The organism is Pseudogracilibacillus auburnensis, from assembly GCF_003201975.1.
GTDB classification, from domain to species: Bacteria; Bacillota; Bacilli; order Bacillales; family Amphibacillaceae; genus Pseudogracilibacillus; species Pseudogracilibacillus auburnensis.
Genome location: NZ_QJJQ01000004.1, coordinates 16,906 through 37,090, shown reverse-complemented (window position 1 = coordinate 37,090; position 20,185 = coordinate 16,906). Strand labels below are relative to the sequence as shown.

Genomic DNA, 20,185 nt, shown 5'->3' with positions numbered 1-20,185 from the left:
AAAATAGTTCATTCTATGTTTAATAAAACTCATTTTGCCAACCGTACTAATGTATTATTCTACGATTGCCAATATGTCATTTTCACGCAAAATTAAGTATTCTTTTCCTTCGTATTTCACTTCTGTACCTGCAAACTTTGAGAAAATGATACGATCATCTTCTTTTACCTCTAGTGCAACTTTTTTACCGTCAACGATTGCACCTGACCCTACTGCAACTACTTTACCTTCTTGTGGTTTTTCTTTTGCAGAATCTGGTAAAACGATACCACTTGCAGTTGTTTCCTCCTGCTCAACAAGTTCGATCACTACACGATCTCCTAAAGGTTTAATCATGTAAAGATACCTCCTTAGTCCGTTAACTATTATTTTTTCTTTATTAGCACTCAAGACACCCGAGTGCTAATTCCAATTATTATATTAAATAATTCCCATTTAAAATGCAAGTGTTTTATACTTTATTTATCATAACTTAATACTCTTCTGTTATTTTAACTTTATTGCTTTCTCAAAAAGAAGCCCATGTTACTATTTCATTCCTAACATGAGCCTCTCCTTATTTTCAGTTGGTAAATAATGGTTCAAAAATAGTGCTTATATGGGACCAATATACTTAGATTAGTTCGTTTTACGCCATTCCATATAATATCTATCTTCTCCCTTGCCATATTCAGCTTCTCTTGTTTCTTTTATTTCAAACCCTAATTTCTCATACACTTTTACAGCTGGAGTATTTGATACATCCACCGTTAAACAAATTTGATCAAAGCCATCTTCATCAATGATGTTCATCACTTCTGCAAAAAACTTCTGACCGATTCCTTTACCTTGTTGATCAGAGCGAACATAATATCCAAATACATACGCTCGCTGTGGCGCATTATATTCTCTCATTAATTCACAAACAGCGATCGGTCTTGGATCCCCTGTTTCACGATAAACTATTAATTTACCGAATCTAGCAATTGGCACCAACGTTTGCTCATCAACTGCACCAATACCTGGAAAAGCATCTTTTTCGAGTTCCATCATGATGTCCTGCATTTCCGGACTTAAAGACGTTAATACCTCTACATAATATTTTTCACTCATTTTTTCATTCCCCTTCCAAATATATTGCATTATCAAGTGGCCAAATTGGACGAATAATATTTTTATATTCTAATGTTGTTAAATTATTGGTAGACACTCCAGGAGCATCTACATAAATTACCTCTTCAATTAATGGATCAAATGCAGCTCTAAAATGATTTTTTACTTTTAGTGCTAAAATTTTCTTTTTTGTTGGATCAATTCCTAAATGTCGAAACATTTCTGGATCATTGGCGGACATTGGGCGACCAATTAACACGATATCCAACTTATCAACGACAATATGAGCAGTAGCTTTTAAATCAACTTTAAGATGTTGATTAAACGGACCAGAATTATAAAAGACACCATCCGATAATGTAATTACTTTCGCTTCAACACGAATTGGCAAACCAAATTCCGGGGTTACTTTCCCCCCGAGTTCAAGTTCAACAGTCTTCCCTTCACCAGCTTCTTGACATCTTTTTATCGATTCGGGATCATATAGTCCACCAAATAAAGCTTGATCTACCTTATTTCTGAGCATCATCCGTAATAATTCTGTCGTATCACCACTACCACAGCTTAAAGGGTTATCAGATATATCGGCTAAAACAACGGGCTTTTTATTACGACGTGATAGGGCTATTTTCAATCCTTCTTTCGCACTTGGTAAGTGAACGAGAAATTCTTTTTTTAGCCCCCAATATTCCCGCGCTAATTTTTCCGCGACTTCTCCCATTGTCTTTTTATCTGTACCAACTACTATTAAACTTGCACTACTTGATGCTGTATCAGCATAGGGAAATCCGCCAAAGATGGAAACATTATCAACACCTTTGATATTTTCTGCTTCTTTCGCCAAATCAATCATTTTTTTCATGGGACCAGTTTCTGTCCGCATATTCAAAGATGGTAAAAGCATCGGTAATCGAATAAATGCTGCTTGATACTGCTTGTTTTCAAATAAACAATTGCAAATAGCATTTGCAGCTGCAAGACCTTGTTCATACATATCAATATGTGGATACGTTTTAAAGCCAAAATGCATTGGTGTGTACGTTACCATTTTTTCACTAATATTTGCATGTAAGTCTAACGTAGTGGCGATTGGGATATTATTTCCAATTGTTTCACGAATATTTTCCAACATTTTTTCCTCAGGATCTGGTAAACCATCGACAACCATCGCCCCGTGTAACGCTAGTAACAGACCATCAAGTGGCAAATTATCTTGGATACTTCCAATCATATCTTTTTCAATTTTCTCGAATGTTTCTTTCGTTACAACACCAGAGGGGACTGCGGAAGCACATAATAATGGGACAATTTCTATTTCTTCTTTGCTTCCTGTTAAATAGTCAATAAACCCGCCTACTTCTGTTTTTGTCCCTCGATAATGATCGATAATATCTTTTCCTAAAAGATATGCCTCATTTTCAAACTGTTCTAATTCGGTAATCATTGGTGTAAAACTATGTGATTCATGATAAAAAAAAGCAATCCCTATTCTCTTCATCTAATGAGTCCTCCCGCTAATACCAGAAGTTTATATTCTATGCTCCCATAATTTTTGCAACTTATTTCTTGCAGATCCGATTTCTGAGTGGAAAGTAATATCTGCTGTTTCTCTAACTATTTCAACTTGTTTCGCATTTCTCTCCAAATTACCTTCATTTACATTACCTATACTTAAATATTTATTAATAGAGCTACCTGCCAAAACCCCTTGAGCTGAAGCTACTTTTGCACCTTCAATACCAGTAATGTTTCCTGCAACGAATAATCCCTCCACTGTCGTTTGCATATATTGGTCATGAAGAGGAACAACCCCACTTAAACCATTTAATCGAACAAATTCACATCCTGCAACAGCGGCTAATTCATTTTGTGGGGATAGACCCCCAGAAATACATACGGCATCTACCTTTTCTAAAAAACTTTCCCCTATCGCATTACCAGTTGGATCTATTTTCGTTAACGTAACAGACTCAACTTCTTGTTCACCATTTATTGCTAAAATGGACTGGCGAAAATGGATGGGTATATCCCAAACTTTCATTCCATTCTTTGGATAAAACAAGGCAGCTAATGAACAACCAATCGCTGACTTTAACACATTTCCACCTAGACGCATGAAAAGATTTGGAGCAAACTTTGTCATTGAACTGAATGAACTTAATAACTCTTTCGGATTTGATATTCCCGATGTGAATTCATTTTTAGGAGCAATATATATTCCTACAACATCTGCTCCTGCCATCTTCATTGCTCGTGCAATTGATAAAGATAAAATATCAACACCGACAACGATGACACGATTACCTGGCTTAACTTGATATTGATTTGTTAATACTTGTGCCCCACCGATTGTTAGTACGCCAGGCAAAGTCCAACCAGGTAATGGTAGAGGCTTTTCAATAGCACCTGTCGCTAACAACAATGCTTTTGACTCAATCATATTATTATCTAATGGCCTTCCATCCACATTTGAAATGAATAATTTCCAACCTTCTTCAACGGACCATACTTGTGTCCCCGTTAAAATGGTGATCCCTAAAGATAGTGCTTCTTGCTTTAATTGTTCTGCGATGCTCACACCAATCCACCAATCCCCATTATTTGGTTCTTCGTGGAGCTGCCCATTTAGTTTCCCACCGACATGTGGATGGTCATCAATCATGACGACATTACCGCCTGCACGAGCAATCTCTATAGCTGCTTTCAATCCTGCGGGACCCGCACCAACTATTGCAACATCAAATTTCATGATGACATATCCCCTCTATCCTCTGAATAGAATTCCATCCCACTTTTTATGGGAGTAATACATGCCCGCACCATTCCACTTCCTTGTAAATAAACTCTACAATCATAACAATTTCCGATGCCACAATATATTCCCCTACTATTATTTTCTTTCTCCGTCTGGCGTAACGTTTTCATACCGTTCGCCCATAATGCAGAAGCAAGTGAATCTCCTTTTTTACCAATGATTTTTGTATCATTAAATATAAATTCAACATCTTCTTTTTCGATTATTTTCATCACGGGATGTTTTTGTATTCTCATATTCAGTCCTCCTTATTAACAATCATGCCTAGTGGAACAGGTCTAACAGGATGATGAACTGTTAATTTAGATGGTAATTTGCATGACCCTTCTTCCGTTTCCGCTACAAGTTGTTCAATAAGTGATCTGCAAATACGCCCTTGACAAACTCCCATTCCCGCCCTTGTTGCCATCTTTATTTCTTGAGATGTTGTTAGTCCATTATTTTTTACATTTTTAATTTCTTTAAGGGAAATTTCTTCACAGCGACAAATCAGATAATTTTCGTCCTTTGGCATTCAGATCACCTCTATACTTTCGTTAGTTCTGTAAAACGATCTATTTTTAACGGATCAATGACAGATTTTATATCATTACATAATTGTCGATCGGTAGCATTGTCATATAAAACGAGGCTCATTAATTTTCCCATTACTGCTGATAAACCATAACCATGGCCATTATATCCAGCAGAGACAAATCCATTATCCCAGTTTAATAACTTTCCAAAAGCAGGTACATGATCAGGAGTTATCTCTACCGTTCCTGCAAAGCTACGGATCAGCTGTTTTGTCTTATACGTTGGAAAAACTTCCGTAAAACGATTACTTAATAGCTCGATTGCATACGATGTATTGCTCACGTCATAACCATTGATTTCCCAAGGGCCACCGCCACCGAATAATAGATTACCGACATGGGTCTGGCGAGAGTAAAAACCGTTACCTGTAAAGAATGGTACAATTGCTTTCTTTTTCACTATTTCCGTCACCATTAATTGCGATCTACGGGCTTTAACGGAAATATGTTCATCCAATAACTTCCCTAATTCTAGTGACCATGGTCCAGCACTAATTAAATAATAGTCTCCTTTGATGACGCTATTTTCGGTTATTACTCCTTCAATCATACGATTATTCGTTTCAAATGAAGTTGCTTTTGTATAAGGGTAAAATTGCACACCTTTTGTTTTGAGTTGTTTGATTAATGATTGAATGGTCGTAAATGGATAACTTTGTGCATCCTCATAGCTAAATAGACCAAGTTTATTTTCTTTGCCGATATGTGGCGTATAACTTTTCATTTCTTCATTGTTCAGTAATGTAACGGGTATCCCCGCAGCTTTATAAAGTTCATATGCTTTTGTCAATCTTGCCACTTCTATATCGTTTCTCGCTACCATCAAATGACCTTTACGTTCAAAATGGGTGTTGATTCCTTTTGTTGAAAGTTGTTCCCATAAATTGATTGAATGCCTTGCAAATGGGAGCTCTATTAACTCTCTCCCCATCATCATAACAGCACCGCCATTACGACCAGAGGCAGCAGCACCAAAAGACTTTTGTTCTATGATCGAAATGCGAAATCCCATTTCCTCCAAATAAAAAGCTGTCATTAAGCTAATAATTCCACCACCAACCATTACCACATGGGGCTTTCCTTGTAAGGTTGATCTTTGTTCATGAAAATAGTTATGAATGATTGCGTCATTTATTTTAACCTTTTCTACATTTTCTTTTGTTTCTAATTCTGGTTTTAAGGCTAGCATCGTTAATAAATCAATGTCTTTATCCATTACCCACCATCCTCAATAATTAGTATAAATTGATTTCCATTCTGTCATTAAATCAAATGAATGGTTAGATACTTCGCGATGCCCATTCCCAGACATTTTCATTCCGCCAAAAGCAACGCCTATTTCGGCATTTGAAGTTCCACTATTTATATAGACTAGACCCGAAACCGCTTCACGAGAGGCTTTATTAGCAAAATGTAAACTATTCGTATAAATAGATGTAGATAACCCATATATCGTATCGTTATTAATTTTCATCGCTTCTTCATACGAATCTACCTCTAGCACTGCTAAAACAGGACCAAAAATTTCTTCGTGAGCAATTGTATCTGTGGGTTTCACATTAGAAATAATGGTTGGTTCATAAAAATATCCCTCTAAATCAGATCCTCTTTTTCCACCAATCTCTACTTTTCCACCTTCTTGAACCGCTTGATGAACATAGGATTCAATTGTTTCCAATTGAGACTCATTGACAACAGGGCCAATATCACTTTCTTCTACTAGTCCATTTCCTACGTTCATTTCCTTCGTTCTTTCAACCAATAAATCGATTAATTTAGCTTTTACCGAACGTTCAACGATGATCCGACTTGCAGCTGTACATCTTTGTCCCGTCGTAGTGAAAGCGGATTGGATAATTCCATTTGCTGCCTCTTCCAAATTAGCATCACGAAGCACGATAACAGCATTTTTCCCACCTAGTTCTAACGATACTCTTTTTAACGTATTACTCCCCATTTCGGTTATCTTTTTCCCTACATTTGTCGATCCAGTAAACGCAATGATATTCACGTTTTCATGTGTAGCTAATTTATTACCTACTGTTTGTCCAGAACCAGTCACAAGATTAAAGACACCTTTTGGAATGCCTGATTGCTCAATAACTTCTGTGAAAATTTCCGCTGATAAAGCTACTTCAGATGCTGGTTTCCAAACAACTGTATTACCTGTTATGAGTGCTGAAAATATCTTATAAGCAGCTAGGACAACCGGGAAGTTCCATGGAGTGATACACGCTACAACTCCTAGTGGTTCACGAACCATTTGAATTGTTCGATTTGGAGAAGATGAAGGAACGATTTCCCCAATTAATCTTTTAGCTTCTCCATGCATATATTCAATATGTTGTAAAATAACATCAACTTCTCCTATCGATTCTTTCAGTACTTTTCCCATCTCCATTGTCATCATTTCCGCTAGTTCTTTTCGACGCTTCTTTAATTCTGAAGAAATTTTAGATAAGTAATTAGCACGTGTAGGTGAAGGAGTTAATTTCCATTCGTTATACGCATTATTTGCTGCTTGTACAGCAAGATCAACTTGTTCTTCCGTCGCTAAGCAAGATGATCCGATCACTTCTTTTGTAGCCGGGTTTATGCTTTCAAAAAACGTTTGATTATCATTTATGATCCATTCACCATTAATAAATAAAGATGACTTTTCCATCTGCTTCCTCCACTATTCAAATTTAACTAATCGTAGAAATGACTTTAATTGGTCGCTCTTTGGATTTCTTAGCACCATTTTAGGATCACCATCTTCGACGATTTTTCCATCATTTAAATATACGACTCGATCCGCAACATCTTGGGCAAACCCCATTTCATGTGTTACAACAACCATCGTCATTCCTTCAAAAGCTAATTGCTTCATGACGTTTAATACTTCTCCTACTAATTCAGGGTCTAGTGCAGAAGTTGGTTCATCAAATAGCATTATTTTCGGTTTCATTGCGAGTGATCTTGCAATAGCAACCCGCTGTTGTTGGCCACCAGAGAGTTTAGCTGGATACATATCTCTTTTATCCGCCAACCCTACCTTTTTTAAAAGTTCCAGCGCTTCTTTCTCAACTTCTTCTTTTTTACGTTTTAAAACTTGTATCGGTCCTATCATCACATTATCGATAACCGTCATATGTGGGAAAAGATTAAATTGTTGAAAAACCATCCCTACTTCTTGTCGAATCATACTAATATTTTTAGTCGATTCATTTAAACAAATATCATCTATCGTTATTTTTCCAGTTGAAATAGTTTCTAACCTATTTAAGCATCGTAATAATGTACTTTTACCAGATCCACTTGAACCTATTAAGGCCACAACTTCACCGCGGTTAATTGTAAGGTTAATTCCTTTTAACACATGATTATTGCCATAATGCTTCTCCAAATTCTCCACTTTGATCATTTTTTCAATTGACTGCTCTTCTTTTTTTATACTTATCGTAGCCATTCTGTCGACCTCCAAGCTCTTTCTTATTGCTCACTTACAGCCATGCGTTTTTCTATCTTATTAAGGATAAATGTAAATAGAGTTGTCATGAGTAAATAAAATAGTGCTGCAACAATATAAAACTCAATAAACGCATAGTTTGTAGATGCATACCTTTGAGACACCATCATTAACTCTGAAACTGTTACGAGCGAGGCTAGGGAAGAATCTTTTAACATAATAATTGCCTGATTCCCTAATGAAGGAATACTTACTTTAAGTGCTTGCGGAAGAATTATTTTCTTCATTATTGTTGGATATTTCATTCCGAGTGCTTCAGCAGCTTCTATTTGCCCCTTCGATACTGCCAAAATTCCCCCACGATATATTTCAGCAATATAAGCTCCAGCGTTTATACCTAGTGCAATAGCAGCTGAAGTAAATGGCGAAAATTCAATTCCTATTTGGGGTAATCCGAAATAGACTAAAAACAGTTGCACTAATAATGGTGTTCCTCTTATTACCCAAAGGTATAAATCAGCTATCCAAACTAATATTTTATACTTCGATATTTTCATTAGAGCTACAAAGAGCCCTAGTATTAAACCAGCGACAATGGATATGACAGATAATAGCAATGTAATCCATGCGGCCTTTACCATAAATGGAATAAAGTTTTGAACTAAACTAAAATCAAGCATAAAACCCCACCTTATTCGATATTCTCTCCAAACCATTCGTGACTAATTTCTTCGTAAGTACCATCAACTTTCATTTCTGATAACACTTTATTAAGCTCTTCTTTTAAATCTTCTTGATTTTTATTTAAGGTAATACCAGGTTGTTCCGTATATAAAAGCGCTCCGACTGTTTTAAATGGATAATTATGCTCAAGAATGATTCTATTTCCAACAGCTTTATCCGTGATAACTGCATCAATTCGCCCATTTGATAGATCTTGGAATGTCAAAAGATCACTATCATAAAATTTTGCTTCTGCACCTAAAGATTCAGCTTCTTCAGCAAATGTTGTTCCAGTAGCTACACCAATTACTTTCCCTTTTACATCCTCAATTTCTTTAATTTCCGAATCCTCTGTTGTAAACAATTGAACCCCTGTCGTGTAATAGGAATCAGTAAAATCCACTTTTGCCTTTCTTTCTTCTGTTGGTGCTACACTTGAAATGATGACGTCATACTTTTTTGCCTGTAAACCACCAATGATAGTATCCCACGGTGTTGGAATAAACTCTGGCTTTACTCCCATTCGATCTGCTATTTCAGTCGCAATATCTACATCAAAACCGATCAACTCATTATTTTCATCAAAATAGTTGAACGGAGGGAAAGCACCTTCAATCCCGATTGTAATCATTCCTTTTTCTTGTATTGCTGCTAAAGCCCCTGCTTCATCTGTCGCTTCTTTACTACTACCACTTTTATCCTCTTTACTACCGCATCCTCCTAAAATAAACATGGAGGATACTATAACCAATAATACGAATAACAACTTTTTCATTTTTCATCCCATCCTTTTATTCTTTTTTAAATAGTTCCTCTTCTACCAGATGAATCGCCTCTGTTAAGATGGATACCATTTTATCTATTTCTTTTTTTGTAATGTTTAATGGTGGGCTAACAATCAAATGTTCACCGTATAAACCATCAATCCCACCAGATCCAGGATAAAATACAGCACCAAGATCCATCGCACTAGTATTAACTCTGTTCGCTACTTGCTCTTTAGGATCAAATAATATATTTTTTTCTTTATCTTTAACGAGCTCAATGCCTATTAGAAGACCTCTTCCACGTACATCCGAAATGATTTTCGAAGCTTCCTTAAGTTGTTCTAAACATTCGAATACATATTTAGATACATGTTGACAGTTTTCTAATACGGACTCTTCCTCGTATACCTCCAATGCCGCAAGACCGGTTGCTGCTAAAACAGGATGCCCGCTATACGTAAATCCATGTACAAATTGGCCAGCACTATTTTTAATAATGCCATCGACAATTTTGTCGTTTACAATCATTCCAGCTAGTGGGGCGTATCCTGCTGAAATACCTTTACCAAACGTCATAATATCTGGTTCTATTCCAAACTGTTCGATAGCAAAGTTCGTACCTGTTCTACCAAAGCCCGTCATAACTTCATCGATAATAAGCACGATATCGTTTTGATCACATATCTCCCTAACTCTTTTAAAATATCCTTTTGGTGGCACTACTGCCCCTTGTTGACTTCCAACAATCGGTTCCATGATAACTGCTGATACATTTTCAGCACCTAATTCGGTAATTTTACGTGCTAAGTCATTCGCACAAGCTAAATTATTTTGCCGAATACATGCTTCTTCTTCGTACTCGTAAGGACATTGATGACAATAAGGTGAATAAATATGTTCTGTTTTTATTAAATTAGCTGTATAAGGCTTTCTTCTTTTCACATCCCCGCCCACTGAAAGCGAACCAAGGGTGTTACCGTGGTATGACTGCCACCTGCCAATTACAATTTGTTTATCTTTATTTCCTTTATCCCGATGGTATTGTCTTGCCAACTTAATAGCGCTTTCATTTGCTTCAGAGCCCCCTGATGTAAAATACACCTTATTTAACGTGCTAGGAGCAAGTTGGACAATTTTCGTTGCTAATTGATGAAGTACTTCCGTTTCAAAACGCATTGTGTGAACAAATCCAACTTTACTCGCCTGATCAAACATTGCTTGAGCAATTTTTTTATTGCTATGACCTAAGTTAGCTGCAACAGCACCTGAGCTTGCATCAATATATTCTTTTCCACATTCATCATAGAGATAGATTCCTTTACCGTGCGTAATGATCGGATAGTTTTTTGTAAGATCCCTATGAAACACTGCATCTTCTAATTGTTTCATTTTCTTTCCACCACCATTGATATTCCTTGTCCACCTGCTACACACATTGTCGCTAAGCCATATTGGTTATTTCTTTTTTTCAGCTCATGAACTAATGTTGTTAATACTCTTGCACCTGTAGAACCAAGAGGATGTCCTAAAGCTATAGCACCACCATTTACATTAACGTTTCTACCATCTGAATCCCATTCTTTTAAAACGGCAATCGATTGGGCTGCAAAAGCTTCATTTAACTCTATTAAGTCAAGATCATTGAATGATAGACCAGCAGAGTACAATGCCTTTTTTGTTGCCGGAACAGGTCCAATTCCCATTGCTTTTGGGTTAACTCCGGCAGAAGCAAACGAACGAATATAGGCTAAAGGTTCTAAACCTAAATCTTTTGCCTTACTCTCATGCATCATTAACAACGTAGCAGCACCATCATTTCTACCCGTAGCATTACCCGCAGTGACAGTTCCATCTTCTTTAAAAACTGGTTTTAATTTTGCTAATTTTTCAATAGATGTTTCTCTCGGAAATTCATCCTCTGCAAAGTAGTAAAATTCTCCTCTCCCTTTATTAACTGAAATCGGTACAATCTCATCTGAAAATCTTTTTGACTGAATCGCTTCAAATGCTTTTTCCTGACTTAATAACGAGAATTCATCTTGTTCCTCACGTGATATATTGTATTTCTCAGCTAACCATTCCGCTGTCATCCCCATGGAGAAATGACCATATATATCTTTCGGTTGAGACTTGGGTTGACTTTCAATATTTGAATCATATAGTGTTAAATCTCCAGGGTTTATTCCAAAACGATTATCTACAAAGTAATATGGTGCTTGAGACATAACCTCCACTCCACCAGCAAGCACAACGTCATTTTTTCCTGTCATAATTGACATCGCACCATTCATTACCGCTTGCATTCCTGAAGCACATTGCATATGGACCGTATGAGCTGGAATATGTTCAGGAAGCTGTGCCTTTAATAAGGAAAGTCTAGCAATATTGGGATTATGAGCACTTTGTTTCGTATGCCCAATAATGACTTCATCCACAAAAGAACCATCGATACCAGCCGATGATAAGTTGTTTTTTAACATCGTTGATACAAGATTCTCTGGTGTTGTATGACATAATGAACCTCCATAACGACCAATGGCCGATCTTAATGCACTAACAATTACAACCATTATTAACTCCCCTATCTATCGAACATTAGATGTTAATTGACTAGAAAGACGAAATGGAGCAAGTGTATGTTTTTTAACATCTTCTATTGTGCAACCATCTGCCATTTCCATTAAAAGAAGTCCTTCCTTATCAACTTTGAATACAGCTAATTCAGTAATAATCATATCGACTCGTCTTTGTGAAGTAATTGGGTAAGATAGACTTTCAACTATTTTAGACTCTCCACTTCTAGTCGTATGAAGCATTGTTACAATAACTTTTTTTGCGCCTTCTAATAAATCCATCGCACCTCCTACCCCTAAAATATTTTTTCCTGGGATTGCCCAATTAGCAATTCTTCCATATTGATCCACTTGTAGAACCCCTAACACTGCAACATCAACATGCTTTCCTCGAATCATCGCAAAAGAAGATGGACTATCGAAGAAAGATGAACCTTCCACAATGGTTACTGGTAACTTCCCAGCATTGACGAGATCAGGATCAATTTCTTCTTCTGTTGGGCTTGGCCCAAGTCCTAATATTCCGTTTTCAGAGTGAAGATGAATCGTAACATCCGGTGGTAAGTAATCGACCACTTTTGTTGGAATTCCGATTCCTAAGTTTACGACATTGCCATTTTTTAATTCTTGTGCCGCTCTTGCAGCAATCAGCTGTTTTTCATCCATTTTTATTCACCTTCTATTAAATAATCAACATATAAATGTGGTGTTATTATTTCTTCTGGGTTTAATTCACCTACCTCAACAATTTCATCCACTTCTACAAATACGGTCTTTGCAGCAGTGGCCATTGCAGGGTTAAAATTTCGTGAAGATTTACTATAGATTAAATTGCCAAGCTTATCGGCTTTTTTTGCCTTAATAAAAGCAAAGTCTGCTTGTAAAGCTTCTTGCAATACATATTCTTTTTCACCAATTATTTTCGTTTCCTTTGGTTCTGCCAAAGCTGTTCCAACACTTACTGGAGTATAAAACCCTCCAATTCCTGCTCCCCCAGCCCGGATTGCTTCAGACATTGTTCCTTGAGGTAGAAGTTCTATCTCTAATTCTCCTCTTTGATATGCTTCTACGACATCAATATTTGACGTAAAATACGAGCCTATTCCTTTTGCTACTTGCTTATTTAGCACTAACTTTCCTAGCCCTTTTCCTTGTTCGCCAAGATTATTACTAATGATTGTTAAATTGTTCAACGATGAATTGCTGAGCGATTCGACAAGTTTAATTGGACAACCTACTAGACCAAAACCGCCTACCATAATAACTGATTCAGACTTCACCATATTGATTGCTTCATTCGCCGTAATGATTTCTTTCATCCTGTATACTCCTCTCATCTGAAAATAAATTTTATGTATTTAGTTATTATCGGAATATAAAAATGAGAAAAACCGAGCAGAACTATCCAAATTTAAAGAACATACAAGTTCCCTAAATGTTAGATGTTCACTCGGTTCTAAAGATTATCTAAATTGAGGTTGTCAACTTAGCTCAATATAACCAAACTAGTTATTAATCTACATTTAAATACTCCCAATAGCGCTGATTTGCTGATTGTAGCGCTACAATTATAGCTTGTTGAGATGGGGCAAAATAAAATTGCTTAATTCGAGATATTAGTCCATCTAGTCCATCTTCTAAAGAATAACCAACAACTAATTTCTTAAAAAACTTTTTCGTAAGGTCAGCCACCATTGTAAATTCCACATCAATTATTGTATGCGTTTTCAGTTCAATCTCCAAAACAATTCCTGCATGACGGTATATTTCATACATTGAAGTTCCTTGTGGTGCTTTAGCATAACCCGTCACAAGAACAGATGTTAATTTTTCCATGACTTAAATTCCTTTAATTTTTGATAGATTTTATTTTATGCCAACTCTTTCGTATTGTCAAGTCACTTTCAAAAAAAATAAAAATTTCTTACTATTTTAAATTAAATATTTCTAAGTCAAAAGTCCCGAAACGATCGGATTCCTGCATTTCTTTTGATCTTGTAAAATATTCATTAACTTTTTTCTATATTTATAGGACATTGTTCTTAGAAAGGAACAAATCGGTATTAGCATTTCGTTAAAAATAGCTGTCGAGAATATCTCGACAGCCTAAAATAGTAAGTTCACTCTCTTTTTTAAATCTACTGTGTAATCGTTAATTTCTGTTCTTGAATTGCTTCAATAAAATACTGTACTTGTGCATTGATTCGGCCGTTTATTTCTTCATCTATAATTGGATTTTCACTATCACGGTTTATTTGACTATCTAATATATATACTCCTCTTAAACTATGCCCTTTTAAAATGGCAATGAGAGGCTTTAATGTATACTCAATTGCCAATAAATGAGATGGACTTCCTCCTGTCATTATCGGAAAAACCGGCTTTGATTTAAAAATATCTTGAGGTAAAATATCTAAAAGTGATTTTAATACACCCGTATAGGCAGCTTTATATACCGGTGAAGCAATGATTACGCCTTTTGCCTGCTCCATTTGATTTGCGATTTTCTTAATCGTTGGACTGTCATATTTTCCGAAGAACAAGTCTTCTAAAGGAATGTCTTGAACTGATATATGTGTGACAGAAAAAAATTCCTTTTCTAGTTTTCCCCCTAGGTATTTTAGCACTTGATTTGATCTTGAAGATACCGAGGGACTTCCTGACAGTAAAACAATATTACTCATGATACCAACCTTTCTCCACTTTTTTGGTCACTTCTTTCATGATCGTACTTTTTTCGTAAAACAATTGACTGGTTTTGCTAATCCTAAATGTTCACGAAGCGTGCTCCCTGTGTACTCTTTTCGAAATAAACCTCTATCTTGTAAAATGGGAACGACTAACTCGACGAAATCTTCAAGGTCCCGAGGCAATAATCGGAATTGAATCATAAACCCGTCCGTTGCGCGTTCCGTGTACCACGTTTCTATCTCATCGGCAACTTGTGTTGGTGTGCCAATGAATGCATCCTTTTTGGCAGCGCCGAAAAAACGTTTATATAAATCACCGACTTTTAAATCTTCTTCCTCGATTATTTTTTTCATTTCATTAAAACTACTTTGGATACTATTCACTTCAGGAAACTCTACTTCTTTTGCTGGTGTATCTAATGAATACTTTGAAAAGTCCACATTTCCCATATAACCTGAAGCAAATTTTAGACTTTCGTATGGGTCAATTAGTTCATCTAACTCATGATATTTCTGTAAGGCAGCCTCCTCTGTTTCTCCAACAATTGGTGAAATAGCATGGAAAATAAGTAGTTCATCTTCTGATCGATTAAAATCTTTTAATTGCGCTTTTAATTTTTTATAATGCTTTTTTGATGTTTCGATATCGTCCCAATGAGTAAAAATTACTTCGCCCGTTCTCGCAGCAAGTCTTTGTCCTGGTACAGACGCACCAGCTTGAATAATGACAGGCTGGCCTTGCTTTGATCTAGCAATATTTAAAGGGCCTTTAACGGAAAAATATTCACCTTTAAAATTTACTTCATGCACTTTATTCTTATCATAAAATGTTCCAGCTTCTTTATGATAAAGAAAAGCATCATCTTCCCAAGAATCCCATAAACTTTTTACGATATCAACAAATTCCTCTGCTCGTTCATAACGGTGGTCATGTTCCCAATGTTTTTCCCGACTAAAGTTAAGTGCTGTTTCACCTGTAGCATCAGCCGTCGTGACAACATTCCATCCTGATCTCCCACCACTTATATGATCAACGGATGCAAATTGCCTTGCTAATACATAAGGTTCACTATAAGTCGTCGATGCTGTTGCTCCAACCCCTATTTTCTCGGTCGCTGCTGAAAGTGCTGTGATCAAAACAATTGGATCAAAGCGATTCAATATTTGCGGGTGGGATTCATGGTTAATGGCTAAACTATCAGCAATAAATACAAAGTCGAATTTACCACTTTCAGCGATTTGCGCTTGTTTTTGTAATGCCTTGATATCGATACTTGAAGCAGGATTTGCTAACGTATGTCGCCAAGAGGAGACATGCATTCCAGATCCTACTAAATAGGCTGCTAATTTCAGTTGTCTATTTTGAACCAATGAAATCTCTCCTTACTTACTTGAATATGTTTTTTTATACGTCGACAACTCTTCTAACGTAATAAATGTTGGAATATAGTTGCCGTCATACGTTTCTTCTATAAACTTTTTCGTTTCATCCGTTTGGTAGAGTGCAACTAATTGTTTTAACTTTTCGTTCTCTTTATGCTCACTTTTTGCAGCAATAATATTAATATACGGTTTGGCTGTTTCACTTTCATGTAGTAGAGCATCTTTAAGCGTTAATCCCGCCTCAACCGCAATCCCATTACCAATAACTGAGACGCCTGTATCTTCCATTGCTCTTGGCGTATTAAAGCTATCCATCGGGATAAGTTCCAATTTTTTCGGATTATCTTTTACTTTATCTTCTCCACCTAACCCATCAAAATCGTCCTTCACTGTAATTAGTCCTGCTTCTTGTAAAAGCAGTAATGCCCTCCCCAAATTGGAAGAATCATTTGGAATGGCAATTTGTGAGCCTTCGGGAATTTCTTCAATCGACTCATATTTACTTGAATAAATACCGAGCGGCGCAATAATTGTTGTACCAATTGGTACGATATCACTAGCTGTCTTCTCATTAAACGTATCTAAAAATGCTACGTGCTGGAATGCGTTGACATCGATTTCTCCATCTAATAATGCTTCGTTTGGGTCATACGTAGAGGAAAAATGAACGAGTTCGATGTCTAGTCCTTCCTCTTTCGCTCTTTCCTCTAAATATTCCCATGTTCTTAGCTCTGAACTTCTAATCCCTACTTTGATCGGCCCTTCTTCAATCGAAGCATTCCCTTTTGAGCATCCGATAACAACTAACAGTACAATGAAAAATACCGAGAACAGTTTTCGATACATCTTTACACTCCTTCTCCGTCGTTACGACACACGTCTTATTTTTCGTTCCAATGTATTGCCAATACTTTGAATGATTTGTACTAATAAGACTAGGATTACTACGGTTACGAAAATGGTTACTGTATCAAAACGTTGGTAACCGTACGTAATGGCGACATCACCGAGTCCCCCACCGCCGACAGCTCCTGCCATGGCAGTTGCTCCAATTAAACTAATCGTCGCAGTCGTGACGCTTAACACAAGGGAGGCAAATGCTTCTGGTAATAAAAACTTACGAATTATTTGTAATGGTGTTGCTCCCATCGCTTTTGCCGCTTCAATAATTCCTTCATCAACTTCTAGTAACGAATTTTCTACTAATCTAGAAAAGTATGGCCCAATATGAAGGACAAGAGGAACGATTGCAGCTGACGTCCCAATAGATGTCCCAACAATTAGACGTGTAAACGGGATAATGGCAACGAGTAAGATAATGAATGGAATCGAGCGCAATACGTTTACGATCGGATTTAATATAGAGAAGATAATATTACTTTCTAATACGTGCCCTTTTCTTGTTACGACGAGCGTAATCCCAAGAAATACTCCAAGTACACTACCGAAAAACAATGCAACACTAACCATGTACAACGTTTCCCAAAGTGCGTTCAAAATAATGTCTGTTCCGATTTCCATTACTCGTCACCTCCTTCACATGAACTTGTTGTTTTCTAGCAAAATCTAATCCCCATTCTACTTCCTCATGTGGACCGACCAATTCAACGATTAAATTACCGAATGGCGTTCCTTGTAATTCTGTAATATTTCCATATAAAACATTCACTTCGACATCAAATTGCTTGGAAATTTGTGAAATAATTGGTTTTCCTGAACTTGATCCTGTAAATTTAAAAGTAAAAATACGACCTATATATCCATTCTTCTCCATTAAATGATAAACAGTATCTGGCACGTGATCACGAACGATGGAACGCACGAAATTTTGCGTTGTTTCCGTTTGTGGGTCAGTAAATAGGTTAAATACGGTTTCCGTTTCAATAATCCGACCATTTTCCATCACAGCAACACGGTTACAAATTTCTTTAATCACTTCCATTTCATGCGTAATAATTAAAATAGTAATTTTATATTCTTCATTAATTTGTTTAAGTAAGTTCAGAATAGAAATCGTCGTTTGTGGGTCTAATGCCGACGTTGCTTCATCACATAGTAAAATAGATGGGTTTGTCACTAAAGCCCGGGCAATCCCGACCCGTTGTTTTTGTCCACCTGATAACTGATCAGGGTAACTTTGTAATTTGTCAGATAGTCCAACAAAATCTAACGTCTCTCTCACTCGTTTATCTACTTCTTTTTTGCTTACTCGACTTAAGCCGAGTGGGAGGGCAACATTTTCATACACTGTCTTTGAATGAAGTAAATGAAAATGTTGGAAAATCATCCCGATTTTTTTCTGTTCTTGACGTAATTGATGTTTGGATAAACTTGCCAAATGTTTCCCATCGACAAGTACTTCACCAGTAGATGGGTTTTCCAACAAATTAACCGTGCGAAGTAACGTACTTTTCCCAGCACCACTAAATCCAATCACACCAAAGATATCACCTTTATCAACCGTTACATTAATTTCTTTTAACGCTTCTGTTTTCTGGCCTTTATTTTCATATACTTTCGAAACATTTTGAAACTTAATCAAATCGACACTCCTCCCTTTAGAACGATGAACTTACTTAACCAATTACGCCTCGGCGCAATTTCGTCCAGATTTTTTCGAGCTTGCTCGAAAATTCCCTAAAGCATTCATTCCCACTTACTTGAGTCGAGAATGAATGCTGAAGCAATTAAAAGACTGGAACTACTGCTCCACCGTATTCTTTTTCAATAAACTCCCTTACCTTATCTGTCGTTAAAGTATCAGCAAGCTTTTGAATCGCTTCATCATCCTTATTATCTGGACGAGATACTAGAATATTTACATATGGTGATTCCCTATCTTCCATAATTAATGAATCATCTAATGGGCTGAATCCACCTTCTAACGCATAATTTGTATTGATAGCAGATGCTTCTACATCATCAAGAGAATGAACAAGTAATGCGGAGTCAACAGGAATAAATTCTAGCTCTTTTTCATTTTTCGTAATATCTTGTAAAATAAAATCGGTAGTTTTCGAATGATCAAGTTCAATAACGCCATTTGTTGCAAATAATTCCAATGCACGTGAAAAGTTAACTGGATCTTTTGGTATAGCAATTTTAGCGCCTTGAGATAAATCTTCAATAGAATTAATTTCTTTCGAATAGACACCGAATGGCTCAATATGAATCCCTTTTACATTCACTAAATCTAACCCACTATCTTCATTCACCTGTTCTAAATATGGTGTATGTTGAAAAAAGTTCGCATCTAACTGTCCATCGGCTGTCTGTTGATTCGTCTGGATTCCATCTGAGGTGATCGAAATATCCAACTTAATTCCTTCGTTTTCTAATTCTTCTTCAATAAATTCCAATATTTCCGCATGTGGAACAGAAGATGCACTAATCTTTAAAGTCACTTCTTCATTTTCATTTGCTACCCCTTTACCGCAAGCACTTAACACAAGCATCCCAACTAGTAATATTAAAATGAATATCGTTTTCACTTGAATTAATTTTCGCATTCTCTTTTCCCCTTTAATTGTTTATTTTTCAGTTCTTCACAGTAAATTTATAGCATTTTATAAATGTCCCACTTTTCACGTAATCTTGCGTCTCCTCACGAACAAATCCATATTTTTCGTAAAGGCTGACCGCTTTTTCCATTACATCTGTCGTGTGTAAATAAATCGCGCTTGCTTTCCTCGCTTTAGTATAAGCAATACCAGCATCTATTAATTTTCGGGCTATTCCTAACCCCCTACCGTTAGGGTGTACGGCTAGAAAACGAATAATTGGTTCATTTATTTGTATATCAGGTACATCATATGCATCATCTGACGAAAGAAAAATCTGCATCGTACCGACAATATTCCCCCGATTTGTTGCAATCAGTAATTTATCTATTTTTTCATTATCAACAGACGCTTTTAATTCAGCTAAATAGTTTTCCCAGCGATCTTTTTCAAAAAAATGTTCATATTGCCTATAGCTTTCAATGATTAATTGCCGAACTAACTCTCTTTCTTCCTCCTCTATTTCTCTTACCGCAATAGAAGTTTCAAACACTTTACTCATAAGATCCTCCTTTTCCTATTCAAATACTAGGAATTAAAATAAAATGAAAAACCT

At 36.5% G+C, this 20,185-nt stretch carries 23 protein-coding genes; all 23 read right to left on the bottom strand.

Annotated elements, in window-relative coordinates:
• Window positions 1-54: 54 nt before the first annotated feature.
• The 23 genes from groES to DFR56_RS06840 all read right to left on the bottom strand — a co-directional run bounded on the left by groES (window position 55) and on the right by DFR56_RS06840 (window position 20,131).
• Entirely contained in the window at window positions 55-336 is a 282-nt protein-coding gene (gene groES, locus DFR56_RS06950; protein ID WP_110394727.1) for a co-chaperone GroES, read from the bottom strand.
• A 282-nt stretch (window positions 337-618) separates the two neighbouring features.
• The gene (locus DFR56_RS06945) at window positions 619-1,092 is read right to left on the bottom strand and encodes a GNAT family N-acetyltransferase (protein ID WP_110394726.1); all 474 of its coding nucleotides are present in this window, start codon (window positions 1,090-1,092) and stop codon (window positions 619-621) included.
• A 4-nt stretch (window positions 1,093-1,096) separates the two neighbouring features.
• Window positions 1,097-2,590 (bottom strand): M81 family metallopeptidase, encoded by a 1,494-nt coding sequence (locus tag DFR56_RS06940; RefSeq protein WP_110394725.1) that lies wholly within the window; start codon window positions 2,588-2,590, stop codon window positions 1,097-1,099.
• Between the two features lie 30 nt (window positions 2,591-2,620).
• Complete coding sequence (locus DFR56_RS06935; protein WP_110394724.1) at window positions 2,621-3,841, bottom strand: NAD(P)/FAD-dependent oxidoreductase; 1,221 nt, start codon at window positions 3,839-3,841, stop codon at window positions 2,621-2,623.
• Window positions 3,838-4,143, bottom strand: a complete 306-nt coding sequence (locus DFR56_RS06930) for a (2Fe-2S)-binding protein (RefSeq protein ID WP_110394723.1) — start codon at window positions 4,141-4,143, stop codon at window positions 3,838-3,840. The genes DFR56_RS06935 and DFR56_RS06930 overlap by 4 nt, the downstream gene beginning before the upstream one ends.
• A 2-nt stretch (window positions 4,144-4,145) precedes the next feature.
• Entirely contained in the window at window positions 4,146-4,421 is a 276-nt protein-coding gene (locus tag DFR56_RS06925) for a (2Fe-2S)-binding protein (RefSeq protein ID WP_110394722.1), read from the bottom strand.
• An 11-nt stretch (window positions 4,422-4,432) separates the two neighbouring features.
• Window positions 4,433-5,698 (bottom strand): NAD(P)/FAD-dependent oxidoreductase, encoded by a 1,266-nt coding sequence (locus DFR56_RS06920; RefSeq protein WP_110394721.1) that lies wholly within the window; start codon window positions 5,696-5,698, stop codon window positions 4,433-4,435.
• Between the two features lie 12 nt (window positions 5,699-5,710).
• Complete coding sequence (locus DFR56_RS06915; RefSeq protein WP_110394720.1) at window positions 5,711-7,147, bottom strand: aldehyde dehydrogenase family protein; 1,437 nt, start codon at window positions 7,145-7,147, stop codon at window positions 5,711-5,713.
• A gap of 12 nt (window positions 7,148-7,159) precedes the next feature.
• Entirely contained in the window at window positions 7,160-7,888 is a 729-nt protein-coding gene (locus DFR56_RS06910; RefSeq protein ID WP_110394950.1) for an amino acid ABC transporter ATP-binding protein, read from the bottom strand.
• A 68-nt stretch (window positions 7,889-7,956) separates the two neighbouring features.
• Window positions 7,957-8,613 carry an amino acid ABC transporter permease gene (locus tag DFR56_RS06905; RefSeq protein ID WP_110394719.1) on the bottom strand — a complete coding sequence of 219 codons (657 nt, stop codon included), beginning with the start codon at window positions 8,611-8,613 and terminating at the stop codon, window positions 7,957-7,959.
• An 11-nt stretch (window positions 8,614-8,624) separates the two neighbouring features.
• Window positions 8,625-9,431, bottom strand: coding sequence for a transporter substrate-binding domain-containing protein (locus DFR56_RS06900; RefSeq protein ID WP_110394718.1), 807 nt, complete (start codon window positions 9,429-9,431; stop codon window positions 8,625-8,627).
• A gap of 16 nt (window positions 9,432-9,447) precedes the next feature.
• Window positions 9,448-10,812, bottom strand: coding sequence for an aminotransferase family protein (locus DFR56_RS06895; protein ID WP_110394717.1), 1,365 nt, complete (start codon window positions 10,810-10,812; stop codon window positions 9,448-9,450).
• Complete coding sequence (locus DFR56_RS06890; RefSeq protein WP_110394716.1) at window positions 10,809-11,993, bottom strand: thiolase family protein; 1,185 nt, start codon at window positions 11,991-11,993, stop codon at window positions 10,809-10,811. Before DFR56_RS06890 ends, DFR56_RS06895 begins: the two co-directional genes overlap by 4 nt.
• Before the next feature lie 15 nt (window positions 11,994-12,008).
• Window positions 12,009-12,662: a 3-oxoacid CoA-transferase subunit B gene (locus tag DFR56_RS06885; RefSeq protein WP_110394715.1), complete on the bottom strand. Its 654-nt coding sequence runs from the start codon at window positions 12,660-12,662 to the stop codon at window positions 12,009-12,011.
• 2 nt (window positions 12,663-12,664) lie between these two features.
• A complete protein-coding gene (locus DFR56_RS06880; RefSeq protein WP_110394714.1) occupies window positions 12,665-13,315 on the bottom strand; it encodes a CoA transferase subunit A in 651 nt (216 codons plus the stop codon).
• Between the two features lie 193 nt (window positions 13,316-13,508).
• On the bottom strand, window positions 13,509-13,832 hold the full coding sequence (locus DFR56_RS06875) for a DUF3870 domain-containing protein (protein ID WP_110394713.1): 324 nt from the start codon (window positions 13,830-13,832) through the stop codon (window positions 13,509-13,511).
• A 302-nt stretch (window positions 13,833-14,134) separates the two neighbouring features.
• Window positions 14,135-14,680 (bottom strand): NADPH-dependent FMN reductase, encoded by a 546-nt coding sequence (gene ssuE / locus DFR56_RS06870; RefSeq protein WP_110394712.1) that lies wholly within the window; start codon window positions 14,678-14,680, stop codon window positions 14,135-14,137.
• Window positions 14,681-14,716: 36 nt separating this feature from the next.
• Window positions 14,717-16,057: an LLM class flavin-dependent oxidoreductase gene (locus DFR56_RS06865; RefSeq protein ID WP_110394711.1), complete on the bottom strand. Its 1,341-nt coding sequence runs from the start codon at window positions 16,055-16,057 to the stop codon at window positions 14,717-14,719.
• 12 nt (window positions 16,058-16,069) lie between these two features.
• A complete protein-coding gene (locus tag DFR56_RS06860; protein WP_110394710.1) occupies window positions 16,070-16,915 on the bottom strand; it encodes a MetQ/NlpA family ABC transporter substrate-binding protein in 846 nt (281 codons plus the stop codon).
• A gap of 21 nt (window positions 16,916-16,936) precedes the next feature.
• Window positions 16,937-17,590, bottom strand: coding sequence for a methionine ABC transporter permease (locus DFR56_RS06855; protein WP_110394709.1), 654 nt, complete (start codon window positions 17,588-17,590; stop codon window positions 16,937-16,939).
• Window positions 17,532-18,611 carry a methionine ABC transporter ATP-binding protein gene (locus tag DFR56_RS06850; RefSeq protein ID WP_110394708.1) on the bottom strand — a complete coding sequence of 360 codons (1,080 nt, stop codon included), beginning with the start codon at window positions 18,609-18,611 and terminating at the stop codon, window positions 17,532-17,534. Before DFR56_RS06850 ends, DFR56_RS06855 begins: the two co-directional genes overlap by 59 nt.
• Window positions 18,612-18,756: 145 nt before the next feature.
• Window positions 18,757-19,578 (bottom strand): MetQ/NlpA family ABC transporter substrate-binding protein, encoded by an 822-nt coding sequence (locus DFR56_RS06845; RefSeq protein ID WP_110394707.1) that lies wholly within the window; start codon window positions 19,576-19,578, stop codon window positions 18,757-18,759.
• 28 nt (window positions 19,579-19,606) lie between these two features.
• Window positions 19,607-20,131, bottom strand: coding sequence for a GNAT family N-acetyltransferase (locus DFR56_RS06840; protein WP_110394706.1), 525 nt, complete (start codon window positions 20,129-20,131; stop codon window positions 19,607-19,609).
• Window positions 20,132-20,185 lie beyond the last annotated feature (54 nt).